Below are 26,231 nucleotides of genomic sequence, written 5' to 3'. Positions count from 1 at the left end.
GCCGCGACCGCCGGCTGGGCGGCGCGGAGCAGCGGCTTGCTGCCCCTGCGGGCGGCGAACGCGCCCGCCGCCACGCTGCCGACCCCGGCGAAGACCGGCACGATGAGCAGCAGCAGCGTGAGCGAGCCCTCGCTGAGGTGGTGTCTGTCCTGCAGGGACGCGACCTGGGTGAGCAGGGTCGCGAACGACAGGCCCTGAGCGGCGTAGGCGGCGAACGTGGCGGCGCGGGCCTGGCGGTCACGGGGGGTCGGCACGGCGGCCTCCGGGTGGGGGTTCAGCAAACGTGAGGCGCGGTCAGGTTAGTGCCTCGACCGGCCACCACGCCAGGTGTCCGCCCCGTACGGACGCTGCCGCTCAGGCCGGGCCTCCGCGTTCGCAGCGGACCGCCCGAACGCCGGTTATCGTCGGAGGTGTGAACGAGCGCACCGGTTCTTGGCTGCCACGCCTGCAGGAAGTCGGAGAGCGGCTTGCCGAGGAGTTGATCACGGCGCGCCGCGCCCGGTCCGACACGCCGGGACCACGCGAGCTGCGCGCCTCCGACGACGACCGCGAGCGCGTCGCGCAGGTGCTCCAGGACGCCCATGCCGACGGCCGGCTCACCCTGGAGGAGTTCGAGGAGCGGCTGGGCGCCGTCTACTCCTCCCGCACGCTCGGCGAGCTCGTGGCCGTCACCGCCGACCTGCTCCCCGCCGAGCAGCAGCCGCTGAAGCTCGACGGCAGGCCGGTGTCGGCGTTCTTCAAGAAGGAGCAGCGCGACGGCCGCTGGGTGGTGCCCGCCGAGCTCGACGTGACGGCGATGTTCGGCACGACCAAGCTCGACCTGCGCGACGCGATCCTGCAGAACCGGCGCATCGTGATCAACGCCACGCTGGTCTTCGGCGGGCTGGAGATCCACGTGCCCGAGGACCTCGAGGTGGTGCGCGTCGCCAAGGGCAGAACCGTCCGCCTCACCAGGCAGCCCACGGAGCCCGACGCGCCCGTCGTCGAGGTGCGCACCACCAACTTCGTCGGCGAGGTCAAGGTCAAGGAGCCACCGCGCCGCAAGCGCCGCCGGTGACCCGCCACGTCCGCGCGACGCGGCGTGCGCGGACGGGCCCGCCGGCTCAGCCCGCGGTGTCGAAGTTGATCGCGCTGTAGGCCCGCAGCTTCCAGAGCTGGTGCTCGCTGTCGACCTTGCGGATCGTGCCCGAACGCCCGCGCATCACCAGTGAGCTCGTCATCGCCACCCCCCGGCTGAACCGCACGCCCTGCATGAGCTCGCCCTGCGTGATGCCCGTCGCCGCGAAGAACACGTCGTCGGAGCTGACCAGGTCGTTCGTGGTCAGCACCTGGCTCAGGTCGTGCCCGGCGTCGACCGCCTTGGCGCGTTCGGCGTCGTCGCGGGGCCACAGCCTGCCCTGGATCACGCCGCCCAGGCACTTGAGCGCGCACGCGGCCACGATGCCCTCCGGCGTGCCGCCGATGCCCATCATCAGGTCGATGCCCGTGCCCGCCCGGGCCGCCATGATCGCGCCGGCCACGTCGCCGTCGGTGATGAACTTGATCCGCGCCCCCGTCTCCCTGACCTCCTTGACGAGCTGCTCGTGCCTCGGCCGGTCGAGCACGACCACGGTGACATCGGACGCCGAACAGGTCTTGGCTCTGGCGACCGCGTTGATGTTCGCGGCCACGGGCGCCTCGATGTCCACCACATCCGCCGCTTCGGGGCCGGTGACCAGCTTCTCCATGTAGAACACGGCCGACGGGTCGTACATCGACCCGCGCTCGCTCACCGCGATCACCGACACCGCGTCGGGCATGCCGAGCGCGGTCAGCCTGGTGCCGTCGATCGGATCGACGGCCACGTCGCACTCGGGGCCGGTGCCGTCACCCACCCGCTCCCCGTTGAAGAGCATCGGCGCGTGGTCCTTCTCTCCCTCGCCGATGACGACCACACCGTTCATGGACACCGTGTTGATCAGCTGGCGCATGGCGTTCACCGCCGCGCCGTCGGCGCCGTTCTTGTCACCCCGCCCCACCCAGCGGGCGGCGGCCATCGCCGCCGCCTCCGTAACGCGCACGAGCTCGAGAGCGAGGTTTCGATCGGGGGCGTGCTCGCCCGTGGCCAGCGCGGGGGGTACGGACGTCTGATCGGACATGGCGAGGCCTCCTCGTGGACAACTGTTCTCGATGGTAGTTGTCCATGTATCCCCGGACAGCGGAGGATAATGTGCCTGCCATGAGCAGCGATGTGGAACAGCCGGTCACAGTCCGCACCTCCGAGCGAGGCGCGGCGACGCGCACCGCGCTACTCAAGGCCGCCCGGGAGATCTTCGTCTCCAAGGGCTTCGCCGAGGCGGGCGTGACCGACGTGGTGAGGCGGGCCGACGCCAGCGTGGGCAGCCTCTACCACCATTTCTCCGGCAAGGCCGACCTCTACCTCACGCTGTTCGAGGAGTTCCAGGCCGGACAGTCGCAGCGCACCAAACGGGCCGCCCGCGAGGCGCGGGCCGAGGGGGAGACCGACCCCATGCGGGTCTTCGTCCGGGCCGCCCGCGCCTACCTCGACGGCTGCCTGGAGGACCGGGAGCTCGCCGCGCTCTTCCTCCGCGGCGACGGCCCGCCCGGGTTCGAGGTGGTCATGCGCGAACGGCTGCGCAAGTGGGCCCAGCTCAACGCCACCCTCTTCAACGACGAGGGAGCGCTGGTCGTGGTCGTCACCGGAGCCCTCGCGGCGGCCGTGTCGGAGGTGGTGCTCACCGGCGACCGGAACCTGGGCGAGGACGTGCTCGCCATCATCGGCCGGATCCGACCGGCCGCTTCGGCGACCGCCCCTGACGGCGGGTAACCTCGCCAAGTGTGCGACGGTTCACCGAGGGGTTCTACGGCTACGCGGTAGCCATGCTCGTCTGCCTGGCGGCGGTCGGCGGCTTCCTGCTGCTCAATCCGCAGGGCCGCGAGGAGCACATCCCGAGGCGCGACTACTCGATCACCGTCGCCAACTTCGGCCACTCCGTGCCCTACCAGGTGTGGGCGCCCCAGGGTGACCCGCCCGGCTGGGTGCCCAACAGCAACCGCATCGCCACGGGCGAGAACGGCGCGCGCGTCCTCTACCTGGGCTACGCCACGGCCCGGCGGGAGCACGCGATGTTCGTCCAGAGCGATGAGAAGCCCGCGGCCGGGTTCGCCGCCCGCATGGCCAACACCAACCAGGCGATCGGCACCCAGCAGGTCGGCGGGCAGCCGTGGGAGCGGCGCTTCCGCGAGGACAAGAAGCAGCGGTCGCTCGTGCGGGTGCTGCCGGACGTCACGCTGGTGGTCACGGGCACGGCCGACTGGCCCGAACTGGCCGAGCTGGCGTCCTCGCTCCAGCAGCGGCCCAAGGGTTAGCCCGGCGGCTCGCCTCGCAGGCTGTCCGGGTCAGGCCGTCCAGCTCAGGCCCGGGTAGCGCGACGCGAAGCCGTACGACCTGTTAGAGCGCTTCGCCGTCCGACGTGGCGTGCAGGTCCACCCGCTGGACGCCGACCTGGGGGTGGCGGTGCGTACGCGCATCACTCTCCTCGGCGGGCCAGGAGCACGATCGTCGGTCTCTGACTCTAGGGTGGATGGCGTGGCAGACGACAAGGCACCATCAGACAAGGCGCCCTCGTACGAGCAGGCCCGCGAGGAGCTGACCGAGGTGGTGCGCCGCCTGGAGACGGGCGGCCTCACCCTGGAGCAGTCGATCGAGCTGTGGGAGCGCGGCGAGAAGCTGGCCGCCATCTGCGAGGAGTGGCTCCAGGGGGCCAGGGTCAAGCTCGCCGCCGCCATGGCCCGCCGCGCCGACCCCGGCGCCGCCCGCGACGACGACGCCCCCTTCTAGACGCGCCCCCTGCTAGCCGCCTCCCTCCGGCCCCGCTACGGCTCCTGTGGCGTGGTCAGGCGGCCAGGAGCTCCAGGGCCACCACCGGGATGCGGCGGCTGGTCTTGGCCTCGTACTCCGCGAAACCGGGGGCCTGCTCGACCATGCGGGCGTAGAGCCGGTCGCGCTCCACCCCGTCCACGAAGTCCGCCTTCACCGCGAACGTCTCCGTGCCGATCTCGGCCGTCGCCTCCGGGGTGGCGCGCAGGTTGTGATACCAGGCGGGGTGGCGGTCCGCGCCCGCGTTCGACGCGATGACGACGACGCGCTCGCCGTCGCGCAGGTACATCACCGGGGTGGTGGTCTGCTTGCCGCTCTTGGCACCGGTGGTCGTGAGCAGCACCAGCGGCGCGCCCTCGAACATCCCGCCGACGCGCCCCTCGTTGGCGCGGAACTCCTCGATGATCTGCTTGTTGAAGTCGTTCGGCATGTCACGGCCCCTCTGAAACCGGAGGATTCTCCACTTAGCTTCGGTGATCCAGCTTAAGAGGAGAGTTCTCCGATTACAACCTGGGTATGCTCTCCGCGTGTGCGCTCGCGAGTTGCTGCCGGTCCTCGGGCAGTCCCAGCCCGAGCGGGCTGACGCGGCGCGCAACAGGCAGAAGATCATCGAAGTGACCGCCCGGATGATCGCCGAACGCGGCGCCGACCAGCTCTCCCTGGACGAGGTCGCCAGAGAGGCGTGCGTGGGAGTGGGCACGGTCTACCGCCGCTTCCGCGACAAGGCCGGGCTGCTGTGGGCGCTCATCGACGAGCGGGAGCGGCGCTTCCAGGCCGCCTTCCTGACCGGGCCGCCGGCGGTCGGCCCCGGCGCTCCGCCCGCCGAACGCGTCCGCGCCTTCCTGGGGGCGCTCGTGGACCGGGTGGTGGAGCAGCAGGACCTGTTCGTGCTCCTGGAGCTCGGGGCGCCCAAGGCGCGCTTCAACGGGCCGTACAGGGTGCACCACACCCACCTGGCCGGCCTGCTCTCCGAGGTCCGCCCGGATGCCGACGCCCGCTTCCTGGCCGACGCCCTCCTCGCCACGGCCAACGCCCACCTGATCCTCTACCAGCGCGCCGAACGCGGCATGCGGGTGGAGACCATCAAGTCCTGCATCGACGCCCTGGCCCAGGCGATCCTCTCCGCGAACGGCCCCGTCCCCACCTGAACGACCCCCGCTCCCCGAGGAGAGGGGGTCAGGGGCGGTCGGCGGGCTTCTTGCGGGGTCTGGCGGGAGGGGGCGCCGGCGTCGGGGGTTCGGCGCGGACCGTGAGGCGGTCGTCGGTGAGGCGGATCGTGAGGAGGGCGCCCGGCTGGACGTCCTTGGCCAGGCGCACCACCTCGCCGGAAGGGTGCTGGACGATGGCGTAGCCGCGTTCGAGGGTCGCCGCCGGTGACAGGGCCACGAGGCGGGCGCGCAGGTGCGTCAGGGAGTCCTCGGCGCGGTCGAGCGAACCCGTGAGGCAGCGCCTGACCCGGTCGCGCAGGGCGTCGACCTGCTCGGCCCGGCGTTCGAGCTCGCGCACCGGGGCGGCGAGGGAGGGGCGGGAGCGGACCGAGGTCAGCCACGACATCTCGCGGTCGAGCCAGCCGCCGAGCACGCGGCGCCCCCGGTCGCGGAGCTGGCGCACCAGGGTGAGCTGCTCGCCCACGTCGGGCACGACCTTCTTGGCTGCGTCGGTCGGGGTGGAGGCCCGCACGTCGGCCACCAGGTCGAGCAGCGGGCTGTCCTGCTCGTGGCCGATCGCGCTCACGACAGGGGTGCGGCAGGCCGCCACCGCACGCACCAGCGTCTCGTCCGAGAACGGCAGCAGGTCCTCCAGAGACCCACCGCCGCGGGCGACGACGATGACGTCGACCGAGGAGTCGGCGTCCAGCTTGCGCAGCGCCTCGGTGACCTCACCGACGGCGTACGGCCCCTGGACGGCGACCTCCTCCACCTTGAAGCGCACCGCCGGCCAGCGGCGCCTGGAGTTTTCGAGCACATCCCGCTCGGCCGCCGAGTCACGGCCGCAGACCAGACCCACCGTGCTCGGCAGGAACGGCAGCCGCCGCTTCCTGTCGGCGTTGAACAGGCCCTCGGCCGCGAGCAATTGGCGCAGCCGTTCGAGCCGGGCCAGCAGCTCGCCCACACCCACCGGGCGGATCTCCGTGGCGGTGAAGGCGAACGAGCCCCGGTTGACCCAGAAGTCGGGCTTGACGTGCATCACCACCCTGGCGCCGTCGACGGGTCGCGGCACCGCCGCCTCGTAGACGCCGCGCGGGGCGGTGACCCTGGCCGACACGTTGGCCACCGGGTCGCGCAGCGTCAGGAACACCGTGCCGCCGCGCGCGCTCAGGTCGGTGATCTGCCCTTCGACCCAGACCGTGCCCAGCCTGCCGATCCAGCCGCCCACCATCTGCAGGACGGTGCGGATCGGCAGCGGTGACTCGGGCGACGTCTTCGAGGTCATGCCGGAAGACTACGGTGCCGCGGCGACTATTCCCCGGCCTGGAGCTTGGCGAGCCGGTTCTCGAACATCCGGATCACCTCCGGCCGAGCCACCGTGGCCCGCTCGTACGCCAGGAGATCGGTGATCTGCTCGGCCGACTTGCCGCGCATCCTGGCCCGCAGGGAGGCGACGGTGAGCTCGGAGTAGCCGGGCAGCGGCTCCGCCAGGCCGTTGTCGGCCTTGACCGCGGCTTTGGGTGCGGCTTTGGGGGCGGCCTTGGGTGCGGCCTTTACCGCGGGCTCGGGGGCGGGCTCGGGGGCGGGCTCGGCGGCGGTCGGTTCGGTGGGGGTCGGTTCGGTGGGGGTCGGTTCGGGGGCTGTGGTGGGCTCGGCGGGCTTCGCGGCGGGGCTGAAGATAACCGGCTCCGGCCTGTCCTTGGCGGCGCCGTTCGGCTCGGCCGTGCTGGACGGGCGCGGCGCGAAGATGACCGGCTCCTTGCGGGCGGGCTTCTCGTCGGCGGCGGGCGTGGCGACCTGGGCGGCGGCGGAGGGGCGCGAGTCGAAGCCCTCCACCTTCTCCTCCTTGCCGCCGAGGCTCTTGATCGAGTTCTTCACCCGGTCGACCAGCAGCAGCGCCTGGCCGGCGGCACTCAACGTGCCCTGGACGATGATCAGGGGAAGCTCTTTGGCCTTCTCCTTGTCGGTGACGGTCTTGGCGATGTTGCGTATCGCGTCTCTGAGGGACATGACGTCTCCCTGGGAGGTCAGTATTGAACGGCCAGTGTGACAAATGGCGAGCTTCCCCGCACGCACGGGCCAGCTGGCCGCTCCACGTAGCATAAGAAGTATGGAGCCTGAGTCCCGCACTCCCCGCCGAGTCCTCGTAGCCAAGCCACGCGGCTACTGTGCCGGAGTCGATCGAGCCGTCGTCGCGGTCGAGAAGGCTCTGGAGCAGTATGGCGCGCCCATCTACGTGCGCAAGCAGATCGTCCACAACACCCACGTGGTCAAGACGCTGGAGGCCAGGGGAGCGGTCTTCGTCGAGGAGACCGACGAAGTGCCCGAAGGCGAGATCGTGGTCTTCTCGGCCCACGGGGTCTCGCCCGCCGTGCACGGGGAGGCCGAGGAGCGCGGGCTGCGCACCATCGACGCCACCTGCCCGCTGGTGACCAAGGTGCACAACGAGGCCAAGCGGTTCGCCAACCAGGACTACGACATCCTGCTGATCGGCCACGAGGGCCACGAGGAGGTGGAGGGCACCTCCGGCGAGGCGCCCGACCACATCCAGCTGGTCGACGGGCTCGACTCCGTCGGGCAGGTGCGGGTCAAGGATCCGGCCAAGCTGGTCTGGCTGTCGCAGACCACGTTGTCGGTCGACGAGACCACCGAGACGGTCGCCCGGCTCAAGGAGCGCTTCCCCTCGCTGATCGACCCGCCCAGCGACGACATCTGCTACGCGACGCAGAACCGCCAGGTCGCGGTGAAGGAGATCGCCGCCCTCGCGCAGCTCGTCATCGTGGTCGGCTCCGACAACTCCTCCAACTCCAAGCGCCTGGTCGAGGTGGCCAAGGAGAACGGCGCCGACGCCGCCCACCTCGTCGACAACGCCTCGTTCATCGAGGACGAGTGGCTGGAGGGCGTCACCACGGTCGGCCTGACCAGCGGCGCCTCGGTGCCCGAGGAGCTGGTCGACGAGGTGCTCGCCCACCTGGCCGCGCGCGGCTTCGGCGAGGTCGAGCAGGTGGAGTCGGTGCAGGAGAGCATGAGGTTCGCGCTCCCGCACGAGCTGCGCAAGGACCTGCGGGCGCCCGTCCGGTAGGCGGGCGAATCCGGTCCGATCCTCGGTTCTAGTCCTCGGTGCGGGGGGTGCCGTAGACCCTGGGCTCGAAGTAGCCCTCCGGCTCGGGCACGTACGGCTGGCGCGGGCGCGGCACCTCGGCGCCGGCCCGCAGCTCCGTGCGCAGGTCGCGCACGTTGTCGCGCAGCCCCCGGCGCAGGGCGACGGCGAGCACGACCGCCGAGCCCGCGAACAGCCAGGGCGCGCCGTTCGACAGCGAGGTGTAGAGGCCGAGCGTGAGCGACTGCACGATCGACACCGAGCCGAGCGCGCGCCCGAGCTCGACGAAGACCGTCGCCGCGAAGAACACCAGCGGCGGCGTGACCACCAGCGACAGCAGCTCGCGCGGGTTGACCAGCAGCACGCCGAGCAGGCTCGCGGCCACGAACGTGGGCCCGACCACGAACGCCAGGTCCAGCAGCTCGGCCAGCACGTAGCCCGCCAGAGTGGCGACCAGGGCGAGCGCGATGGCGCCACGCGCGGTCAGCCTGACCGCCGAACGCCTGCCTCTCTCACTCACCTGCCCCGCCCCCCTCACCGCTTACTGCGACCCGCTGGCCAACTTACCGTTGACCGGGGAAATCAGAGACGAGGTTTCCAGCAGTTCGGGAGAGGCCAGAGGCCTCGGAAGGCCCTCGAGCATCTCCGGGGAGTCCAGGTCTCCGTCCACCACGCCCATGTCGTGCAGTTTGCGCGCGCTGACGAGCACGCGCGTCTCGAGCGATCCCACAGTCTTGTTGTACGCCTCGACGGCGCGGGTGAGGGACTTACCCAGGGACTCGACGTTCCTTCCCAGCGAGGAGAGCCGCTCGTAGAGCTCCTTGCCCAGCTCGAACACCGCGCGGGCGTTCTCGCTGAGCGCGGCCTGCTGCCAGGCGTAGTGCGCGGTGCGCAGCATCGTGATCAGCGTGGTCGGGGTGGCGACGTGCACGCGCCTGGTCATCGCGTACTCTAGCAGCCCGGGGTCGCGCTCCAGTGCCGGAGCCAGGAACGCCTCACCGGGGATGAACAGCACCACGAACTCCGGCGACGGGTTGAAGCCCTGCCAGTAGGCCTTGGCGGCCAGCCGGTCGATGTGCTCGCGGATGTGCCGGGCGTGCGCGTCGAGGCGTACCGAGGCCAGCGACTCGTCGGACGCCTCGGCGGCCTCCAGGTAGGCGGCCAGCGACACCTTGGAGTCGATCACGATGTTCTTGCCGCCGGCCAGCCGGACCACCATGTCGGGCCGCATCGCGCCCTCGGTGACCTGCTCGTCGAAGTCGCAGTGGCGCTGCATGCCGGCGATCTCGGCGACCCTGCGCAACTGCAGCTCGCCCCACCGGCCGCGCGCCTCGGGCCGTTGCAGGGCGCGGACCAGCGCCGTGGTCTGAGAGCGCAGCTCGTGGCTGCTCTGCCGTACGAACTCCATCTGCTTGGCGAGCTCGGCGCGGGCGGCGCGCTGGCCCGACTCGGTGTCGCGCAACTGGGTCTCGACCCGGGCGAGCGCGTCCTTCAGCGGCTCGACCAGGTGCTCGACGGCCTGCCTGCGTTGCTCGAGGTCGCCGGCCGCCTCGGCCCGGCTGGCGGCGAGCCTGGTCTCGGCCAGCTCCAGGAAACGGATGTTGTTGACGTCGAGGGCCCGCGTCGACAGGGCCTGGAACCGCTCGGCGAGCTGCTCCTCGACGTAGACGAGCTTGTCGGCCGCAGCCTCGGCCCGCGCGTCGGCCTCGGCCACCCGCACCGCCGCCCGCGTCCTGGCCACCATGAATCCGATGGCCAGCCCGATGGCGAGTCCGATGAGAAGCGAGACGACGTCCACTCCATCGATGATTGCAGGACATCGCCTCCGGATCGGCGAGACACGCCTGTGCGAGCCTTGACCGTCGCTTGTCCGCCGACGTTTCCGCTTCCCCCGAGCAAGTAAACTCGCTGGACGTGAGCGAGCGCAGCGAGGCAACGATCAGCAGCGGCCAGAGGCTCGGGTGGCCGGCTAAGGAGCACGGGTGAGCCTTTCCATCGGCATCGTCGGCCTGCCCAACGTGGGCAAGTCCACGCTGTTCAACGCGCTGACCAAGAGCGGCAACGCGCTGGCCGCCAACTATCCCTTCGCCACCATCGAGCCCAACGTGGGCATCGTGGGCGTGCCCGACGACCGGCTGCCCAGGCTGGCCGAGATCTTCGGCTCGGCCCGCGTCCTGCCCGCCAAGGTGGAGTTCGTCGACATCGCGGGCCTGGTCAAGGGTGCCTCCGAGGGGCAGGGCCGGGGCAACCAGTTCCTCGCCAACATCCGCGACACCGACGCGATCTGCCAGGTGATCCGGGTCTTCAGCGATCCCGACGTGACCCACGTCGACGGTGAGATCTCCCCCAAGCGCGACATCGAGACCATCAACACCGAGTTGATCATGGCCGACCTGCAGACGGTCGAGAAGGCCATCCCGCGCCTGCAGAAGGAGGCGCGCAACAACAAGGACAGGAAGGCCGCGCTGGAGGCGGCCGAGAGCGCGCTGAAGGTCCTGGAGACCGGCAAGACCATCTTCGAGAGCGGGCTCGACGGCGAGGGGCTGCGGGAGCTCCACCTGCTGACGGCCAAGCCGTTCCTCTACGTCTTCAACCTCGACGCCGACGAGCTGGTCGACACGGCGCTGCGGCGGCAGCTCTCGGAGCTGGTGGCACCGGCCGAGGCGGTGTTCCTCGACGCCAAGATCGAGTCCGAGCTGGTCGAGCTCGACGACGACGAGGCCCTGGAGCTGCTGCAGTCGGTCGGCCAGGAGGAGTCGGGCCTGTCGCAGCTCGCCAGGGTCGGGTTCGAGACGCTCGGCCTGCAGACCTACCTGACGGCCGGGCCGAAGGAGACCCGGGCCTGGACCATCCCCAGGGGCGCCACCGCGCCCGAGGCGGCCGGGGTGATCCACACCGACTTCCAGCGCGGCTTCATCAAGGCCGAGGTGGTCTCGTTCGACGACCTGGTCGAGGTGGGCTCGATCGCCAAGGCGCGCGCGGCGGGCAAGGCGCGGATCGAGGGCAAGGACTACGTCATGCGCGACGGCGACGTGGTGGAGTTCCGCAGCGGACTAACCTCTGGTGCCAAAAAGTAACCTTCTGCGGCGCGCATCGTGTGATCAAGGTCCTGAACATGCGAAGGGCGCTCTCCCGCGTTGTGGAGAGCGCCCGTTCTGTCGTTCATCTACCGGCGGCGACGGAGGATCAGGGCGAGTCGTTCGCGCTGTTCGCCGGTCAGCGGTGGCCACTCGTCTACCAACTTCCTGATGTAGGCCGTTAACTTGTCCGTGTGCTCGGTTTCGGGATCGGCGTGTGGTGTCGCGTCCGTGAGGCATCACCTCCTCTCGGATCGGTGGATGGTTACGGAGGGTGTTCGTCTCAAAGTCTCGTCTCGGTGCGCGTGTGCCGCCTATACACGCGCAGACGCGCGTGAGACTGAGACAAGTGAGACGATGAGACGACTACCGACCGTGGTGACTATGCGGCATCGGGGCGGGCGCGCCACCGTCCACGGCTGACCTGGCAGACCCTTGCGTCGGTTTCGAGCTGAGCCAGGTGCCGGTAAATGGTGGGACGGCTCATCCCGGTTGCCGCTTTGAGCTCCTCCACGGTGGTCCCATCTTCGGGAGCGTCGCGGAGAGCGGCCCAGAGCGCGCTGACACGAGCGTTGGGGCGGGCATGCCGTGCGCCTGGGCCGATTGTCCGCCCCTCTTCACTCGGCGCGTCTATGTGCCTCTCGGCCGTCGTTGCGGCGTCCAGTGCGGCAATGGACACCGCGTCGAGGGATGGGCGGTGTTCGGCGTGCCGTTCGGCGGTGGCCTGTACGCCGTCGTCATCGAGAAGGTAGGTGCGGGCGCGGCGGGGGATGTCGTGTTCCGGGGAGCTGATCAGGAACTTGCCGGGCGCGTCCAGCTTGTGTGGATGCCATCCGGACTTGACCATGCCCTGTCCCAGGATGAGGTCCCCGTCGCGGGGTTCGCGGACGCGGAAGCACAGCCGGACGTCCATCTGGGAGCGGACCGCGCTCTTGCCCATGGCGTCTTTGGAGGGGCGTTGGGTGGCGGCGATCAGGTTGACCGCTGGTGCGCGGCCACGTCGGGCGATCGAGTCGGCGTAGGCGATGGCTCGTGGTGCCTCGCTGGCCAGTTCGGCGTACTCGTCGATGACGATGATCAGCGCGGGTCTGTCCGGCGATGGCTCCCACACGCGTTCGCCGCGCCTGGTCAGGTCATCGGCGCGTCCGTCGAGGATGACCACGGCGTCGGCCAGCAGGGCCTCTGCCTCCTGCGGGGTGGTGGCCAGCCGGTCGATGCACGATGCCCACGGTTGCAGCTCCATGCCACGCTTGAGGTCGATCGCCCAAAGAATCACGTCCTGGCAGGCGGTCAGGTCCCCGAGCAGCACATTCACGCCCCCGGACTTGCCCGCTCCCGACATGCCCGCGAACAGCCCGTGCCGCCTGAGCAGGGGGACGCGGACGGGCGTGCCGTCCTCGAACAGTCCCAGCTTGGCCGGTTGCGTGATCGAGGTGATGGACGGGCCTGGCCAGGTGATGGCGTCGGCGTGCGGGTCGGTTTCGATCACCCGCACGTCGGCGCGGTTGGCCTTCTTGCTGCCCACGGGCTGGACACGGACGCCACCGCGTGTCGTGCCGAGCGCCGATTCCAGGCGCGGGACGGCGCTAAGGGCGTCCTCTACGGTCTGGCCGAGCCCCAGCCCGAGCCGGAAGCGGTAGCCCCACAGGTCCACGATCGCGGACTGGACTCGGGATCCGGCCAGGCCGACGGCTTGGGCGATGTCGGGCCAGGCGGCCAGCGTGCGCTCGACACGCACGCGGGCACGCCTGCGACGGTGCGCCCACCAGGGCACGGCCAGCACGAGTGTGCCGATGCCGAGCACGGCGGGCAGGGGCGCCGTGAACGGCCCGCAGTAGGTGGCCAGGGTGAGCCAGGTTCCGGCGAACGCCGTGGTGACGGCGGCATAGCTGCGTTCGATCGGGCGGGGGAGGTTGACCCATCGGCCGCAGATGGCCACCGCGCCGGCCATGCCGATGGTGGCGGTGATCACGCTGGGCCACCATTCGGGGAACCAGCGCCGCAGGATCATGCCGTCGAGCAGGAGCGATGCGGCGATGGTGAGGGGGGCGAGTTCGGAGCGGTAGCGCCAGACGGCGCGGGCGAGGCTGGCGATGACCAGGGGCGCGAATTCGAGATCCTCGGTGATGAGGGCCATGGGTTCGACGCCGTAGCGTCGCATGCGGCGGGCGTTGCGCCGCATCTGGGAGCGTGAGGCGCGATGACGGCTCATCGGCCGCCACCGGCCGCGCGTCGGGTGTCGGCGCGGTGCTGGGCGTGCAGCTCGTCCCGCACGTAGAACAGCGGATCGTACTCGCCCTCGTCGTGGGCGGCGAGTGTGGCGCGGATGGCGGCGATCAGGTTGGCTCGCTGGTAGCGGGCGGTGGACAGCTCAGTGCGCAGACGGCCGATTTCGGTGAGCAGGGTGGGGGTGTCGGCCAGGGCGTCGAAGATGTGGCGCCACAGGTGGTCGAGGGCGGGGGCGGACTTGGCGAATGCCGTCAGCAGTTCGGCGGCGGTGGTGTTGCGGGTGGCAGCTCCCTGGAGATCAGCGTGCGGGTAGGGGGGGCGTTGGGTCATTAAGCATCACCTTCTTCGGTTGGCGGGCGGGTCAGTGGCTGGTGATCCAGCTCAGGGCGGCGCGGATAGCGGCGCGGATGTCAGGTGCGAGCGTGGTAGCGGCCAACAGGAAGCCGAACAGTAGGCAGATCAGCGCGTGCCACCAGCGCAGGCCCAGGTAGCGCCAGGCGATGAACACGACTGCGCCGACCACCAGCACCAGCGGGACAGTTACCGTCATGGGGGATTCACCTCCTCTCACGAGATCTCGCGGGGGTCCTGGGGCGGGGGCTAGATGCCGTCGTGGCGGGACTTGCGGCGGCACCAGCGCCAGCGAGCGCGGCACTTGCGGCACCGCAGCGTTCCGGGCGTGGCTGCGCCGCAAAGGCACCGGCCAGGCTGGAGCGGGAGTGATCGCATCAGGGCTTCACCTCCTCCCGGCACAGGTGGTCGGCCGGCACTGGTGGGCGTAGGTGCCCAGCAGGCGGCGGCTCAGGGTTCCGGTCAGGGCGTGACGCCGGTCCTCGGCGCGGATCACGGCGACCAGCGCCGCGAACAGCACGAGCGTGGCGACCGACAGGACCAGGGCCAGGAACACGACGAACAGTGCGACATCCACCGCTCACACCCCCTCGATCTCGTCGAGGGTGATCGCGTCGCGGTAGGAGTCCAGCGCGGCGCGGCGCTCCATCGCTGCCTGCGTGATGAGGACGGCTTCGTAACGGACGCTGCCGAACTCCGCACCGGCGACGTGGTGTCCGTCCTCGGCCGTGGGCGTGGTGCCCAACAGGGCGGCGATCCGCTCGACTTCGGCGATCGCCTCAGGTTCGGTGGTGGCGTCGGTGTCGTACTTGGTGTGCACCGCCACCCGAACGGTTCCGTACCTCGGGACGGGCACGTGCGGGTGGCTGTCCAGGAAGGTGGCCAGGGCACGCAAACCGGCGATCAGTTCGCGGCGGCGGTGGTGCTGAGCTGGGCTCATCTAGATCACATCCCTTCCGTCTCCGGTGACCTACGAGGCGAAGGTAGGTTTCGGGGAAGGGGTCAACCCATCGCGCGGTGTGATCGTGTCGTGAGATCAAAAACATCCGGCGATGAGATGGATTACATCCTGTGGTGAGATAAGCCCCAGCTCACGGCACATGCCTGGACACAGGAGGACCCCCGACAGAGCCCTTGGGAACCGGCGCTCGCACGAGCGCAGAAGGCTCTGCCGGGGGCGTTGACGCGACGGCGCGGGACGCGGTGGCAGGTGTGAGCGAGCCAATCAACCGCACCGTCGCGCGTCGGGAGGGGGGAAGCAGCGCGGGAGCCCCGGGCTGATCTTCTCCCCAAGTGATCTAAGGCACGGTCTTCATTCCATGCAGCTCGACTACCTGGGCGGCGGCCAGCGCGTAGGGATGGTGCTGGAAATTGTCCCAGCCGACGAACACGTTGTGGGCGGCCAGCGTGACAGTGCGCAGCACACCGGGCCGATACAGGTCGGCCAGCACACCGGCGCTCTGGGCGGCGGTCACGGTGTAGAGCGTGAAGTCCTCACGCAGCATGGGGCACTCCTCAAGCGCTTTGGGGACGCAACTCCAGCACGTCGGCGGGGCGTTGGTGCGCCCGCGATCCAATCCGGTCTGCTCGAACACCGTCTTGGTCAGCAGCCATGGGACCAGGCCCGAGTCGGGATCGGTCGCCGGGACACCGCACACCTGGCACAACAGCCGGTCCATGCACCGCCACTGCCTGCGCGTGTTCAGCTTGCGCATACGTTCCGGGCCACGCCTGGCCGGATCGTCGCGCAGATCGCGAGTCCGAGCGCGAAGGATGCCCCCCATTCCGCGCACCTTGACCGCATGCGAGCCGACCCAGTCGCCGGGCTGCGACGGCTGGTACGCCAGCCGCAACCTGCCCGCGTACGCAACGAACCCGATCGGGTCGGCCACCAGCTCGTTGGCGAACGCGATCGTGTACGGGATGGTCTGGTAGCCGCTCATGCCGGTTCACCCGTCTGGAACGGCATCTCGCCAGACGGACCCGGCGTCGGGCGGGGGCGCGTGGGTGCGGACCTGCGAAGATCCCCGTATCGCGCGGCGATACGTCGGGCAGCTCGACGCGAGTCCCATGTTGGATGCCAGGCATAGACAGGCCGGTTGCGTCGGTCGTTCCAGCCCGCACACCACCAGAAACGATCACCGTTCGTCCACACGACCAGATCACGCCAGACTGACACCACCGCCAGCCCATAACCGTCGTTCACATCGGCCGTGATCCCGTGCAATTCCAGCTCCTGTTGTAGCTGGTCAGCCACGGCAACGGCCTCTTGCTCCGGGGTCATGCACCAGCCTCCCGCAAACCGCTTACCGAGAAAGGGCGGGCGGAAGCCAGACATATGCGGATCTTCGACTCTTCCTCAGATCAGCTCTGACCTGCGCCACGGACTGATGTGAGGCTTCCAAGCAAACCGGTTCCGCAGAATCTCACCGTGATATCTCACGGTGTGATGGACTTGAAGGGCTCCACTACTCCCGAAAGGCTGCGCTACCAGGGGAACGGAACGCCGCCATGACGATGGATCAAGAGCACCTCAGGTCGGTGCTTGATGCCGTTTTCGCACGTCAAGACATGGAAGATGCGTGCAAGCGTCGCGATCTCGGCGGAGTGATCCGCATCCTCAACAAGTACGGCGTCACCCAGGGCCAGATCGCGCACCTCACCGGTAGAGCGCAGGGGCGCATCAGCGAGTACAAGAGCGGCAAGCGCATCCCGACCGCAAAGCATACATTTGAGGAGTTTGCTGACGGTTTGGGCATGCCTGGTCCCTTACGTCGCCATTTGGGCTTGTCGTCTTCTGGCGGCAAAGGCGGTGCGCAGGTCGTCAGTGATGGGGTCCAGATCCCCACAGACACTTTTGACTTGCAGCTCTTCGCTGAAGCGATCGGGAAAAGGGGCGAGCCGTTGAAACGCCGTGAATTGCTGGCCATGGTCGGCCAACTCGGTGCCCAGTCAGCTCTCGCTCAAAGTGAGGCATGGGAGAAAGTCGCATTCGCGCTGTCCAGGCCGAGCGCCATTGACGAAGCAGTGGTGCGAGAGATGGAGGCTAGAGCCGCTGGTTTCCATCGTCTCGAAGAAATGCTGCCCGCGCATACGATTTTCAAGGGCTTGGCGGCCCATCTGAACCAGGTTGGAACCATTCTGAATGGCACAGCCACCGATCCCAAAGACGAGCTTCGCAGACGACTGATCGTGGTTGCGGGCGAAAGTAGCGTGCTTGCAGGCTGGATCGCAACAGATCTGGGCAATATATCTGCTGCCCGCAACTTCTATGACACCGCTGAGAAGGCTTCAAAGGAAGCCGATGATCCGGCCATCATCGCGTGTGCGTTCGGGTATAGAAGTTACATACCGAGCGGCAAGGGGAATCATGGGCGGGCACGCGCTTTGCTGGCGACCGCACTACAGAACTTGCCCGAGGATACATCGCCCGGAACTACATCATGGCTGGCTGCGAGACATGCTGAAGAGAGCGCAGCATTAGGAGAAAAGGAAGCGGCCCTTCAATCCTGGGATCAGGCGCGCGAAGCGTTCAACATCGCCGACCCGGAAGAGGATCGCGTATGGACGAGATTTCTAGACCAGGATCGTTTTGATTCCTTCCGCATCTCTACTTACGCCCAAATTGGCCGACTAGATGAAGCCGAAGCGGTGGCGCGTGCGGTCATAGCGCGTATGCCTGAAGTAGAGAGAAAGCGAGCAGGCATCATCCTCGGAGACATTGCCACGGCGCATATCATGCATGGCTCTGCGAAAGAAGCAGCCAGAGCAGCCAGGGAAGGTCTCGCCATCATTCGCGAGACGGAATCCGGTATCTGGCTGCCACGATTTCTCGTTCTCGGAGAAGCTCTCCGGCGTTGGCAGACTCAACCGCCAGTCCGCGCGTTCCTAGAAGAGTTGGCCGTTACGAAGCGTCAATTCTCTGCGTCTCCGCGCTAATCCAATCCAGGTAGTTGTCGTTGCCCGCAGAAATTTCAGTTGCGACGATTTCTGGCGTCTCGTAACTGTGATTGGCTTTGATGTGGTTCTCAAGCGCGGCGAGCAGAGCATGTGTGGTCTTGATGACCAACTGCCATTCCTGCTCGTCGCGCAACGAGCCTTTCCACCAGTACAAGGACCGAATCGGCCCGATGATCTGTACGCCTGCGGCCAGACGTTGCGAGGTGATGCTTCGCGCCAGGGCAGCGCCCTCGTCGGCGCTCGGCACCGTGGTCAGGACCTGCATGTAACCCTTCACAACCCAGTTCCCCTTGAGTCGAAAGGTGTGATCACTTAAGCCTACAGTAGAGGCATCCAAGCACTCGGGCGCATTCTTGCAGGTCAGCGTGCTCGCTGGATGGGCCGCCACCGACACGGGGAACGCGGCAGCAGCTCACAACTACGTAACAGTTGATCACCATGGTCATGACTAATCGTGGTAACTGTCCGGAAGGTTAGGCATCCACCGTTGTAGGTCTTGTATATTCCGTAGATCCATGCATGCAACCCGAAGCGAAGCTGAACGATCGGAGCGCTCGAATTGTCTGCTCAGTACCAGGAACTCATCGATGCCCAGCTGCCTAATGGAGCGCTTGTCAAGGTCGGGGTAGAAACATCGGGCGGTGCGCAAGATGTAGGCTTTCGGGACGCGCTTAGTTTTGAACATGTGCAAAGGATGCTGAGCGGCCTCGCTGAAATGGTGCGAGACGCCGCACGCAAAGCCGCTCCAAGCAGCGTGGAGCTGGAATTTGGACTGAATTTCACGGTAGAGGATGGCAAGCTGCTCGGTCTCATAATCAACGGCAGCACCGAAGCCTCAATGACGGTGAAGCTAAGCTGGGACAAGAATACGTCGACAGATGAGGATGCACACTCAGAAGGCTCCGATCGCGGTACTGCGTAAAATGCAAGCAAACAAACAGGCAGCGCATCGCGCTACTCTCATCGGCTTGTTAGCCGATTGTACAGCGCTACTGTACGTAAACGGCAAGCCGGAGGGCACGGCCTTCTTTATCGGCCGAGGCCTGGCGATGACGTGTGCCCATGTTCTTCCATCCCCTACCGCGAAAGCGACCCTTGAGTTGCAATGCAAGCGCGATAGGTTTCCGGTGACTCGCTATTGGCGTGAGCCAGATGATCTTACCCACTCCGGTGCATATCCTTATCCTGATATCGCCGTACTCGAAATTTCGAGAGGCGATCATCCATGGGTAGCCATCGAGGACCAAGCACCCATAACCGTCCCCAAAGCCGACAGGCTTTACGCACTCGGATGGAGCGAGTCATTCTCAAAAGGCAATCCGCGACTGACTCCACTAAGTATGGAGTATGAGGGGGAGTTGCTAGACGAAGACTTCAGCGATGAGTGGTACCTGCAGCTCAAGGAAGGACGAATCGTACCGGGAATGAGCGGCGCTCCGGTTCTAAATTGTCGAACTGGGCGCGTTTGTGCAATGATCAATCGCACTCAGGACAGTCGCTTCTCTATGGGAGGATGGGCCGTACCTTTTGCGTCACACCTTGATCGATTCTCGGAAGTCTACGACAGCATAGGGCAACCGTGTCGACAATGGGTAGAGCGTCGAAACGCTGAGCTCTTCAGTCGGCTGCAGCCCTTGATCCGGCCGCCCTATCGTGAACTTCCAGAGAACTTCGACGTCTCTCTTGCGACTCTGCTTCGCCCCGAGTACGGTGTAGTGCCATTTCGTGGTAGAGAGCATGATGTGGAAAAGCTGGTTGCTTGGTGCAATTCCGAATCGCACGCTTCTGTACGACTGCTTGTTGGCCCTGCAGGAATAGGCAAAACACGACTGGCCGCTCAGGTGTGCGTGCGGATGGCTGAGGACTCCTGGCTCGCTGGCTTCGCATCACCGAGCCATGGTGCCGAATCCCTTGATGATCTACGTGACATCGGTGAACCAGTTTTAATTGTCGTAGATTATGGGGATGCGCGATCAGACTTAGAAGATTTTCTCCTGCGACTCCAAGCTCCGCGTGAAACTGCTCCACGGACAAGGATCATTGTCTTAGTGCGAAACATCACGCCATGGCTAGAACGCCGATTCGCAACACTATTGGGAGTTCCAGTAGATGTGCATAGGCTGCACAGGCATCTTACCCCGTGGGACTCTGTTGAAGACGCATACTGTGATGCATTTAGGGCTTTCGATCGCCGCCTAGGGAGGCACGATACAGCAGGGCCGGCTACGCCACGCGTTCTTGCTGGGCAGCCAGTGCTAGTTGTCCATATGGCAGCACTACAGGCCGCCGACTCGGCAGATGCCTCAGCCAGTTGGACTGGAAGAAATGAGGTGCTTCAGCACACAATTGTCGACGGTCTTCTCGCGAGGGAGGAGAGGTATTGGCGGGCGAGCGCGGAAGCGGCTGACGTGACAGCAGATCCTGTCTTGCTGCGGCGATGCGTGGCTTCTACCGGCCTCTTTGGGTTAGCCGAAGAAGCGATACTCGCGACAAGGCTCTTAGCCATTCCTGATCTTGCCGATGCGCCCGCAGAAAGACGCCATGCGATTGCTCGATGGCTCATAGGCTACTTCGAACACTATTCTTCCGATGATTCTGCCCTGATCCAGCCTGATCTTCTTTTCGAGCGATTGATAGCGAAGACATTTACGCAGGGCCCGAGCATGTTCGGAACGATAGTCAGTATCAGTGCGCCAGCTAGACGGACAGCGCTTGCGGTCGTCGCGCGTGCCTGCGAATCGGATCAGGTGTTGCTAGGTGCGCTGGAAGGTGAGGTGCGTGTCCATATAGAGGAAATTGGGCCACTTCTCGTGCGGTCATCAAACTCTCTGCGGCAGCTATTCCGTCGTATAGCTGCCACTATTGACTTGCCGCCCGAGAGTCTAAGTGCGCTAGTGGATGCAATACCACTGGATGATCCCCTGCTACAGGATACAGCTGTTGCGCTCAGTAAGCGTGCTGTCGACTTGACTGCCGTTGCGCGCGACCCCAGGCGTTTGACAACCTGTCTGAAGCAACACGCCGAACGGCAAGGGAATATTGGCAACTATGATGCTGCAATAGCGGCAAGTCGGCGTGCTGTGCAGATAACTAGGCGCTCGGTGATGTCTGGTGACGAGACCGCTATTTCCTATGTAAAGCAACTTCGGATCTTAGCCAGATACTACACCGCTGCAGATCGACATGACGGCGCGATCGATGAGCTGAAGCAAGGCATTGAGTTTCTCATGCCGCAGCCTACTGGGACGTCGGAAACCGTACTGCATGCATTAGCGGGTGTCTACGCTGAAATAAGAGGAATTCAGGTATGGCTGGGGCGAGGTGAGGAAGCACGCAATGCAACGCTGCGGGAATGGGAGATCTATCAGAGTGTAGCCTCGATCGCTGACAGCAATGTACGGGAAATGCTTACAGAGAGTCTTCATTCGTGCGTCCCCACCTTGAGTAGGTACGTGCCGGGTGAAGCTCTATGGCAGACCCTTCTAGACATTCACCGCATAACCTTGCGTGAGCAGTTTGGTAATCAAGCTGAGCAGGCTTCGACATGGTTTGCACTCGCCAAAGTTGCCAAAATAATAGATAGATTTAAGGACGCGCAGCACGCGATCGGTGAGGCAGAGCGGCTTGCGCGTAGTTCTATCACGGTCTTTGGTGACCATCTCCTGCTTCTTTCGCGCATCCTGAGAGAAAAAGTTGATTTGGTCAAAGAAGATCAAGGCCATGCTTTGAAGCTCATGCGTGAAGTCGTCCAGATCCGCCACCGTCTAGTTGATCTCACGCCAACAGATGAACACTGCAAAGGGCTCGCCAATGCCTATGCGAGCCTGGCTCGACGTCTACGCCGTATGGGCCAAGGAGATGAAAGTGTACAGACTGTGCGTTCTTATGTTGACTTGCGGAGGGATATGGCCTTAGAGGGCGACGGAGAGACCGATTCTGCCTCGCTAGCTAATGCGCTTTCTCTGGCCGCAGAGATAATGCTGCAGACGAAGAGGCCATATCAGGCCTTGGCTATGCAGAATGAGCGACTTTCGATTGACCGTCGTTTGGCCGCACGCAACTTCGAGAGGTACGGTTGGGGGCTCGCTAAGTCTCTCGTGCAGCAGGCGCAGATCTACCGGGCGATCCGGCCTCGAAGCCATGTTTTGCGAGTAGCAAAGGAAGCTGAGAGCGTAGCTCGCAAGATCTACGCATTTAACCCTGATGCTGACACTATCAAGCTGAGTAAACTGCTTGCTTCTATAGCGCTCCTGCTGTCTGGGGCTGATTACCCGCACGAAGCACTCAGATTGTTCGGCGAGGTTGAAGTTATTCGGCGGGATGCCGTGGAGGGTGTTGACCCTGGGGAGCCAACTTTATTGCTCGCCCGTGCTCTTGGCTATCATGCCGATGCACTTGCTGTCGTTGGTCGGTGGGAGGAGGCCCTCCGCCGGTCAGATGAAGGTTTTGTTCTCTGCGTTCGTGCTCTCGAAGAGTTCCCGATGGATCGTGCACATGGAAGGCGAAAGACTGACACGCAAGAGTTCTATTCATTCCTGATTCGGCTCAATGGCATTCTTGAGCATCTAGGTAAACATGAGGCGGCTGAACATATTCGAGGGCAGGGCCAAGAGATCCTCGGTCTCCTCGCTGGTAACTTCGAGAACACAATAGCTGCCCGCTTGTCGGGAAAAATGCTGCCCGCATATGAGCCTGATGTGTTCTTGTCTAATCCAAGTCTCCATTGGCTTGTAGGCCGTAAGTATGTCGATAATACCTTTGGATTCGAGGCCTGAGCACTATAGGCCTAATCTCTAGGACTGTCTTCGACGTGTGTCGCGGATCGGTATTGACTGGATCGCTTCGCGGAGCAATTAGGCGAAAGATTTACATCTGACTAACTCTTTAGTAGCGTTGGCTACGCAACTACAGCATTACGAGACGGCCGAACGAGCCGCCAAAGATGCCGAAGACCGCAAATCTCGTCAGCACCTGTAAGGAGTCCATTCGCCCGCCCCTCTCGCGAGGGCTTCGTTACGCCGAAGATCGCTTTCGAGTGCGTTACCGTCCACTCAACACGCCGCTACGGCGTTCGCGCGGTTGACGTGCCAAACCGGGGGGTGATCTCCACTGTCTCTGGGTCGAAGGACTTGCGCCCCCGTGGAGCGGGATAGAGGCGCACAGTACAGAGGGTGTCGATGACAGCTCGTGTTTCGGCCAGATCGGCGTTGTCGAAGGCGTTCACTGGGGACTCGGCGCGTAGGACTGCTGCCGACGCATCTCCTGCGGTAAGCATGAGTCGCTCAGCCTCCAGTCGCTGAATCTCCTGATCAGCCCCATCCTTGATCTCCTTGTAGAGAGATCCGTCGATCAACTCGGCGGTGTAGTCGGCGCGGGCGCGCGCAATGCGGTCTCGCTGCTTCTTGACGGCCTCACGCAGTTCTCCGGCACGGTGTTCATCCTGGACAGGGAGTAGATCAGCCAGGTCTGGCCTGGCCAACAGGGCGCGAATCGTGCTGAGCAAGAGGTCGTCAATGGGGGCTCTGGAGCGCATCACGTGTCCCGCGCACCGATAGCGACCCCCGTGCGTCTTTACCGGCTTGTCGCAGACACCGCAGAGGAAGAGGCCAGCGCCGAGATGCTTACGATCGGTTCCTACACGATTGGTCTTGCGTGCGGGATCGTCCAACCGCCGTTGGACGTCGAGCCAGAGCGTGTCAGATACCAAGGGTTTCCACTGTCCTTGGACGGGAGCGCCCGTGCTGTCGCGAACGATCTCCCCGTCGAGAGCGGACCAGCCTGCGTATCGAGGGTTGCGGAGGATACCGATCACTGAGGTCGGATTCCACGGGCGTCCGCTTCGTGTAGGTAGCACAGGCACGTTGTGCGGGAGCCTCTGCACGAGGGTGCGGTCGTCTTCGTCCCGCTCGACTTGTTCCGCGCCGCTAAGAGCAGCAGCGATGGCCTTCAGCGATGAGCCCTTGGAGAACGCGGTGAAGATGGCGTGTACGGCTTCGGCTTCATGAGAGATCACTTCGCCGTCGAGGGTGTAGCCAGTCGGCCGAACGCCTCGCGGAGGTCGGCCCATCGCGGCGCGCTGTCGTTGTGCGGCGCTCTGCCTGGCACCCTTCCTCTCTACTTCAGCGCGTGCGACCGATGCCTTGATCCTGGCGAACAGGCGTCCGCCGTCCGTAGATAAATCGGCTTCGCCGTTGGCGGTCACGAGTAGTAGACCGCGCTCGGTGGCTGCGTCGATCCAGTCCTCAAGCTGTCGGGGCTGGCGAGTCAGACGGTCGAGGTCCCAGCAGATAACGGCATCGAACCTGCCGTTGGAGTAGTCGCGGACCATGCGGTCGTAGTCGGGACGCACCTTTGCCTTGTCCGACGCGCTGATGCTGTTGTCGGTGTAGGTGGCAACGATCTTCCAGCCACGCTCACGGGCGATCCGCTCGCAGTCGGCGCGTTGCCGTTCGACTGCCAACCCTTCTCCCGTGTGGTCCAGGCTGATACGCAGATAGATGGCGGCTCGTGTGGTCTCGCGTCTCCTAGCCATGAGGTTATTCTAGTTCGGAACTCGGTGGAGTTCCGCTTCAACGTCTGACCTCTGGTTCCAAGGTTCGCGCTGTTCGCCGGCCGTTGGCTTGTCCGTGTGCTCGGGAAGACGAGGAGACGACTACCGAGAGTCGGTGACTACGCGGGGTCGGGGTCGAGGCGTGCCCGCCACCGGCCCCATTCCCGTTGCGGGTTTCAGCTCGTCTACGGTTATCCCGTTTTCGGGGGCGTCGCGTAGGGCGGCCCACAACACGCTCTCGAGCGTGGCACATGATCGCCAGCCGTCAGGCGCGGAGGTACGTCAGGACGGCGCGGACGCGGCGGTGGTCGTCGGTGGCCGTCGGCGGGAGGTCCAGCTTGGTGAAGATTGCGTTGATGTGTTTGCCGACCACCTTCTCGCTCACCCTCAGCTCGTTGGTGATCGCCGCGTTGGAGCGGCCCTCCGCCATGAGGGCGAGGATCTCGCGTTCGCGGGGCGTGAGGCGGGTCAGTGGGTCGTGGTGGCGGGTGAGGAGGCGGCGGACGACCTCGGGGTCGATGACGCAGCCGCCGGCGGCGACCCGTTCGACGCCGTCGACGAAGTCGCGCACCTCAAGGATGCGGTCCTTCAGCAGGTAGCCGACGCCGCCGTCGTTCGTGGACTCCAGGAGCTTGGCGGCGTAGGCGGTGGCCACGTACTGGCTGAGGATCAGGACGGGGAGGCCGGGGTTGGCGCGGCGGAGGGCGACGGCGGTGCGCAGACCCTCGTCGGTGAAGGTGGGCGGCATGCGTACGTCGGCGACCACGATGTCGGGGGACTGCTCGGCGACGGCAGCGGACAGCGCGTCTGGATCGCCGGCGGCCGCCACCACCTCGTGGCCGAAGCGGGCCAGCAGCGCGGCCAGCCCCTCGCGCAGCAGTAACGCGTCCTCGGCGAGCACTATGCGGAGCACGGCAACTCCAGGCGCAGGGTCGTGGGCCCGCCGGGCGGGCTGGTCAACGTGATGGTGCCGGCCATGGCGTCAACCCGGTCGGCCAGTCCGGTCAGGCCGGTGCCGCGGGCCGGGTCCGCGCCGCCCTTGCCGTTGTCGCGTACGACGATGGTCAGGCTGTCGGCGGTGGCGGAGCCGGTCACCGTGATCTCGGTGGCGGCGGCGTGCCTGCCCGCGTTGGTCAGGGCCTCGGCGACGACGAAGTACGCCGTGGACTCCACGGGCGCCGGTAATCGTTGCGGCACGTCCATCGCCACGGTCACCGGCACGGCCAGGCCCGCCGCGAGCTCGGCGACGGCGGCGCGGAGGCCCAGGTCGGTGAGCACCCGGGGGTGGATGCCGTGGACCAGCTCGCGCAGCTCGGCGAGCGCGGCTCTGGCCTCGTCGGCCGCCTGGGCGAGCAGGGGGCGGGCGGCCTCGGGGTCGTGATCGAGTTCGAGCTGGGCCGTGACGAGCGTCATGCCGAGCCGGAGGAGCCGCTGCTGGGCGCCGTCGTGCAGGTCGCGCTCGATGCGGCGGCGTTCCGACTCGAAGGCGTCGACGAGGCGGGCGCGGGAGCTGGTCAGCGAGCGGACGCGGGCCTCGTCGCCGGGGGAGAGCAGGAGGCGGGCGAGCGCGCCGTGGGCCAGCGCGGCGAGGGCCGTGGTGTAGGAGAGGAGGACGGCGGCGCCGAGCACGGCCAGCGCCGCCCCGCCGACCAGCGCGAACGCCTGGCCATCGGCGGCATCGGCCCGCATCGCGGGCGTGGGGGACGCCGGTCCGCCGGCCTGCGACGTCGTGAGGTTGGCGACGCCGCTCAGGTAGACCAGTGCGGGGGCCGAGCCGAGCAGCAGCGCCACGACGTTCACGGCCAGCAGCACGCTGCCGTGCAGCATCAGGTACGCCAGCTCGCGCCAGGTGGCCGCCTCCGTGTGCCGAGCCCGCAGCCAGGCGGCGAGCCCGGCGCGGTCCGGGGTGCGGTGCGGGTCGGGCAGCGCGGGGACG

The 26,231-nt window shown here is 66.2% G+C and carries 26 protein-coding genes and 2 pseudogenes; 11 read left to right on the top strand and 17 right to left on the bottom strand.

Going from position 1 to position 26,231, the window contains the following annotated elements; translation table 11 throughout:
• Positions 1 to 254 (bottom strand): annotated as a pseudogene (locus DQW85_RS13435) (MFS transporter); the annotation flags it as partial.
• 158 nt (positions 255 to 412) lie between these two features.
• Between DQW85_RS13435 and DQW85_RS13430 the strand changes: the two are divergent.
• Positions 413 to 1,057: a DUF1707 SHOCT-like domain-containing protein gene (locus DQW85_RS13430; protein WP_162794955.1), complete on the top strand. Its 645-nt coding sequence runs from the start codon at positions 413 to 415 to the stop codon at positions 1,055 to 1,057.
• Between the two features lie 46 nt (positions 1,058 to 1,103).
• Here DQW85_RS13430 and glpX read toward each other — a convergent pair whose 3' ends face one another.
• The gene (gene glpX / locus DQW85_RS13425) at positions 1,104 to 2,138 is read right to left on the bottom strand and encodes a class II fructose-bisphosphatase (RefSeq protein ID WP_113700649.1); all 1,035 of its coding nucleotides are present in this window, start codon (positions 2,136 to 2,138) and stop codon (positions 1,104 to 1,106) included.
• 80 nt (positions 2,139 to 2,218) lie between these two features.
• On the opposite strand from glpX, the gene DQW85_RS13420 reads away from it, so the two are divergent.
• The 3 genes from DQW85_RS13420 to DQW85_RS13410 all read left to right on the top strand — a co-directional run bounded on the left by DQW85_RS13420 (position 2,219) and on the right by DQW85_RS13410 (position 3,841).
• Complete coding sequence (locus tag DQW85_RS13420) at positions 2,219 to 2,827, top strand: TetR/AcrR family transcriptional regulator (protein WP_113700648.1); 609 nt, start codon at positions 2,219 to 2,221, stop codon at positions 2,825 to 2,827.
• Between the two features lie 11 nt (positions 2,828 to 2,838).
• Positions 2,839 to 3,369 carry a DUF4245 domain-containing protein gene (locus tag DQW85_RS13415; RefSeq protein WP_113700647.1) on the top strand — a complete coding sequence of 177 codons (531 nt, stop codon included), beginning with the start codon at positions 2,839 to 2,841 and terminating at the stop codon, positions 3,367 to 3,369.
• Between the two features lie 220 nt (positions 3,370 to 3,589).
• A complete protein-coding gene (locus DQW85_RS13410; RefSeq protein WP_113700654.1) occupies positions 3,590 to 3,841 on the top strand; it encodes an exodeoxyribonuclease VII small subunit in 252 nt (83 codons plus the stop codon).
• Between the two features lie 55 nt (positions 3,842 to 3,896).
• Here the strand turns inward: DQW85_RS13410 and DQW85_RS13405 are convergent, their stop codons facing one another.
• Positions 3,897 to 4,310, bottom strand: a complete 414-nt coding sequence (locus tag DQW85_RS13405; RefSeq protein ID WP_113700646.1) for a nitroreductase family deazaflavin-dependent oxidoreductase — start codon at positions 4,308 to 4,310, stop codon at positions 3,897 to 3,899.
• A 97-nt stretch (positions 4,311 to 4,407) separates the two neighbouring features.
• Between DQW85_RS13405 and DQW85_RS13400 the strand changes: the two genes are divergently transcribed.
• Positions 4,408 to 5,028 (top strand): TetR/AcrR family transcriptional regulator, encoded by a 621-nt coding sequence (locus DQW85_RS13400; protein WP_240197147.1) that lies wholly within the window; start codon positions 4,408 to 4,410, stop codon positions 5,026 to 5,028.
• 28 nt (positions 5,029 to 5,056) lie between these two features.
• Here DQW85_RS13400 and xseA read toward each other — a convergent pair whose 3' ends face one another.
• The gene (gene xseA, locus DQW85_RS13395; RefSeq protein ID WP_113700645.1) at positions 5,057 to 6,313 is read right to left on the bottom strand and encodes an exodeoxyribonuclease VII large subunit; all 1,257 of its coding nucleotides are present in this window, start codon (positions 6,311 to 6,313) and stop codon (positions 5,057 to 5,059) included.
• A gap of 26 nt (positions 6,314 to 6,339) precedes the next feature.
• Positions 6,340 to 7,038, bottom strand: a complete 699-nt coding sequence (locus DQW85_RS13390; protein ID WP_113700644.1) for a hypothetical protein — start codon at positions 7,036 to 7,038, stop codon at positions 6,340 to 6,342.
• A gap of 100 nt (positions 7,039 to 7,138) precedes the next feature.
• Here DQW85_RS13390 and DQW85_RS13385 point away from each other — a divergent pair, with 100 nt between their 5' ends.
• A complete protein-coding gene (locus DQW85_RS13385; protein WP_113700643.1) occupies positions 7,139 to 8,110 on the top strand; it encodes a 4-hydroxy-3-methylbut-2-enyl diphosphate reductase in 972 nt (323 codons plus the stop codon).
• A gap of 28 nt (positions 8,111 to 8,138) precedes the next feature.
• On the opposite strand, the gene DQW85_RS13380 is transcribed toward DQW85_RS13385, so the two are convergent.
• Together DQW85_RS13380 and DQW85_RS13375 are read right to left on the bottom strand one after the other, a co-directional pair.
• On the bottom strand, positions 8,139 to 8,648 hold the full coding sequence (locus DQW85_RS13380; protein WP_113700642.1) for a DUF6542 domain-containing protein: 510 nt from the start codon (positions 8,646 to 8,648) through the stop codon (positions 8,139 to 8,141).
• Positions 8,649 to 8,669: 21 nt separating this feature from the next.
• Positions 8,670 to 9,935: a DNA recombination protein RmuC gene (locus DQW85_RS13375; protein WP_240197148.1), complete on the bottom strand. Its 1,266-nt coding sequence runs from the start codon at positions 9,933 to 9,935 to the stop codon at positions 8,670 to 8,672.
• 175 nt (positions 9,936 to 10,110) lie between these two features.
• On the opposite strand from DQW85_RS13375, the gene ychF reads away from it, so the two are divergent.
• Positions 10,111 to 11,205 (top strand): redox-regulated ATPase YchF, encoded by a 1,095-nt coding sequence (gene ychF / locus DQW85_RS13370; protein WP_113700640.1) that lies wholly within the window; start codon positions 10,111 to 10,113, stop codon positions 11,203 to 11,205.
• Between the two features lie 382 nt (positions 11,206 to 11,587).
• On the opposite strand, the gene DQW85_RS13365 is transcribed toward ychF, so the two are convergent.
• The 6 genes from DQW85_RS13365 to DQW85_RS13340 all read right to left on the bottom strand — a co-directional run bounded on the left by DQW85_RS13365 (position 11,588) and on the right by DQW85_RS13340 (position 15,728).
• Positions 11,588 to 13,366 (bottom strand): helix-turn-helix domain-containing protein, encoded by a 1,779-nt coding sequence (locus DQW85_RS13365; RefSeq protein ID WP_240197146.1) that lies wholly within the window; start codon positions 13,364 to 13,366, stop codon positions 11,588 to 11,590.
• Positions 13,367 to 13,413: 47 nt separating this feature from the next.
• Positions 13,414 to 13,764, bottom strand: a complete 351-nt coding sequence (locus DQW85_RS13360) for a hypothetical protein (protein WP_113700638.1) — start codon at positions 13,762 to 13,764, stop codon at positions 13,414 to 13,416.
• 31 nt (positions 13,765 to 13,795) lie between these two features.
• Entirely contained in the window at positions 13,796 to 13,984 is a 189-nt protein-coding gene (locus DQW85_RS13355) for a hypothetical protein (RefSeq protein ID WP_113700637.1), read from the bottom strand.
• 186 nt (positions 13,985 to 14,170) lie between these two features.
• A complete protein-coding gene (locus DQW85_RS13350; protein WP_113700636.1) occupies positions 14,171 to 14,362 on the bottom strand; it encodes a hypothetical protein in 192 nt (63 codons plus the stop codon).
• A gap of 3 nt (positions 14,363 to 14,365) precedes the next feature.
• Complete coding sequence (locus DQW85_RS13345; RefSeq protein ID WP_113700635.1) at positions 14,366 to 14,725, bottom strand: hypothetical protein; 360 nt, start codon at positions 14,723 to 14,725, stop codon at positions 14,366 to 14,368.
• 358 nt (positions 14,726 to 15,083) lie between these two features.
• Positions 15,084 to 15,728: a hypothetical protein gene (locus DQW85_RS13340; RefSeq protein ID WP_113700634.1), complete on the bottom strand. Its 645-nt coding sequence runs from the start codon at positions 15,726 to 15,728 to the stop codon at positions 15,084 to 15,086.
• Between the two features lie 568 nt (positions 15,729 to 16,296).
• On the opposite strand from DQW85_RS13340, the gene DQW85_RS44445 reads away from it, so the two are divergent.
• Entirely contained in the window at positions 16,297 to 17,724 is a 1,428-nt protein-coding gene (locus DQW85_RS44445) for a helix-turn-helix domain-containing protein (RefSeq protein WP_162794954.1), read from the top strand.
• On the opposite strand, the gene cutA is transcribed toward DQW85_RS44445, so the two are convergent.
• The gene (gene cutA, locus DQW85_RS13335; protein WP_113700652.1) at positions 17,690 to 18,010 is read right to left on the bottom strand and encodes a divalent-cation tolerance protein CutA; all 321 of its coding nucleotides are present in this window, start codon (positions 18,008 to 18,010) and stop codon (positions 17,690 to 17,692) included. The two genes, DQW85_RS44445 and cutA, sit on opposite strands and share 35 nt — an antisense overlap.
• A 294-nt stretch (positions 18,011 to 18,304) precedes the next feature.
• Between cutA and DQW85_RS44440 the strand changes: the two genes are divergently transcribed.
• The 3 genes and pseudogenes from DQW85_RS44440 (at position 18,305) to DQW85_RS46790 (ending at position 22,520) form a co-directional block, all read left to right on the top strand.
• The gene (locus tag DQW85_RS44440; protein WP_162794953.1) at positions 18,305 to 18,667 is read left to right on the top strand and encodes a CU044_2847 family protein; all 363 of its coding nucleotides are present in this window, start codon (positions 18,305 to 18,307) and stop codon (positions 18,665 to 18,667) included.
• Positions 18,624 to 19,208 (top strand): annotated as a pseudogene (locus DQW85_RS48195) (S1 family peptidase); the annotation flags it as partial. The gene DQW85_RS44440 and the pseudogene DQW85_RS48195, both read left to right, overlap by 44 nt.
• A gap of 804 nt (positions 19,209 to 20,012) precedes the next feature.
• Entirely contained in the window at positions 20,013 to 22,520 is a 2,508-nt protein-coding gene (locus DQW85_RS46790) for a uroporphyrinogen-III synthase (protein ID WP_240197145.1), read from the top strand.
• A gap of 287 nt (positions 22,521 to 22,807) precedes the next feature.
• Here the strand turns inward: DQW85_RS46790 and DQW85_RS13325 are convergent, their stop codons facing one another.
• From DQW85_RS13325 to DQW85_RS13315, 3 genes are all read right to left on the bottom strand, one after another.
• A complete protein-coding gene (locus DQW85_RS13325) occupies positions 22,808 to 24,277 on the bottom strand; it encodes a recombinase family protein (RefSeq protein WP_113700633.1) in 1,470 nt (489 codons plus the stop codon).
• Positions 24,278 to 24,560: 283 nt separating this feature from the next.
• Complete coding sequence (locus tag DQW85_RS13320; protein WP_205315094.1) at positions 24,561 to 25,208, bottom strand: response regulator transcription factor; 648 nt, start codon at positions 25,206 to 25,208, stop codon at positions 24,561 to 24,563.
• Positions 25,196 to 26,231 (bottom strand): sensor histidine kinase (locus DQW85_RS13315; RefSeq protein WP_113700631.1); only part of this gene is annotated, 1,036 nt, incomplete at its 5' end. The genes DQW85_RS13320 and DQW85_RS13315, both read right to left, overlap by 13 nt.

Origin of the sequence: Nonomuraea lactucae, from assembly GCF_003313395.1 — a bacterium.
Taxonomy (GTDB): Bacteria; Actinomycetota; Actinomycetes; order Streptosporangiales; family Streptosporangiaceae; genus Nonomuraea; species Nonomuraea lactucae.
This window is presented reverse-complemented; position numbering and strand designations above follow the sequence as displayed.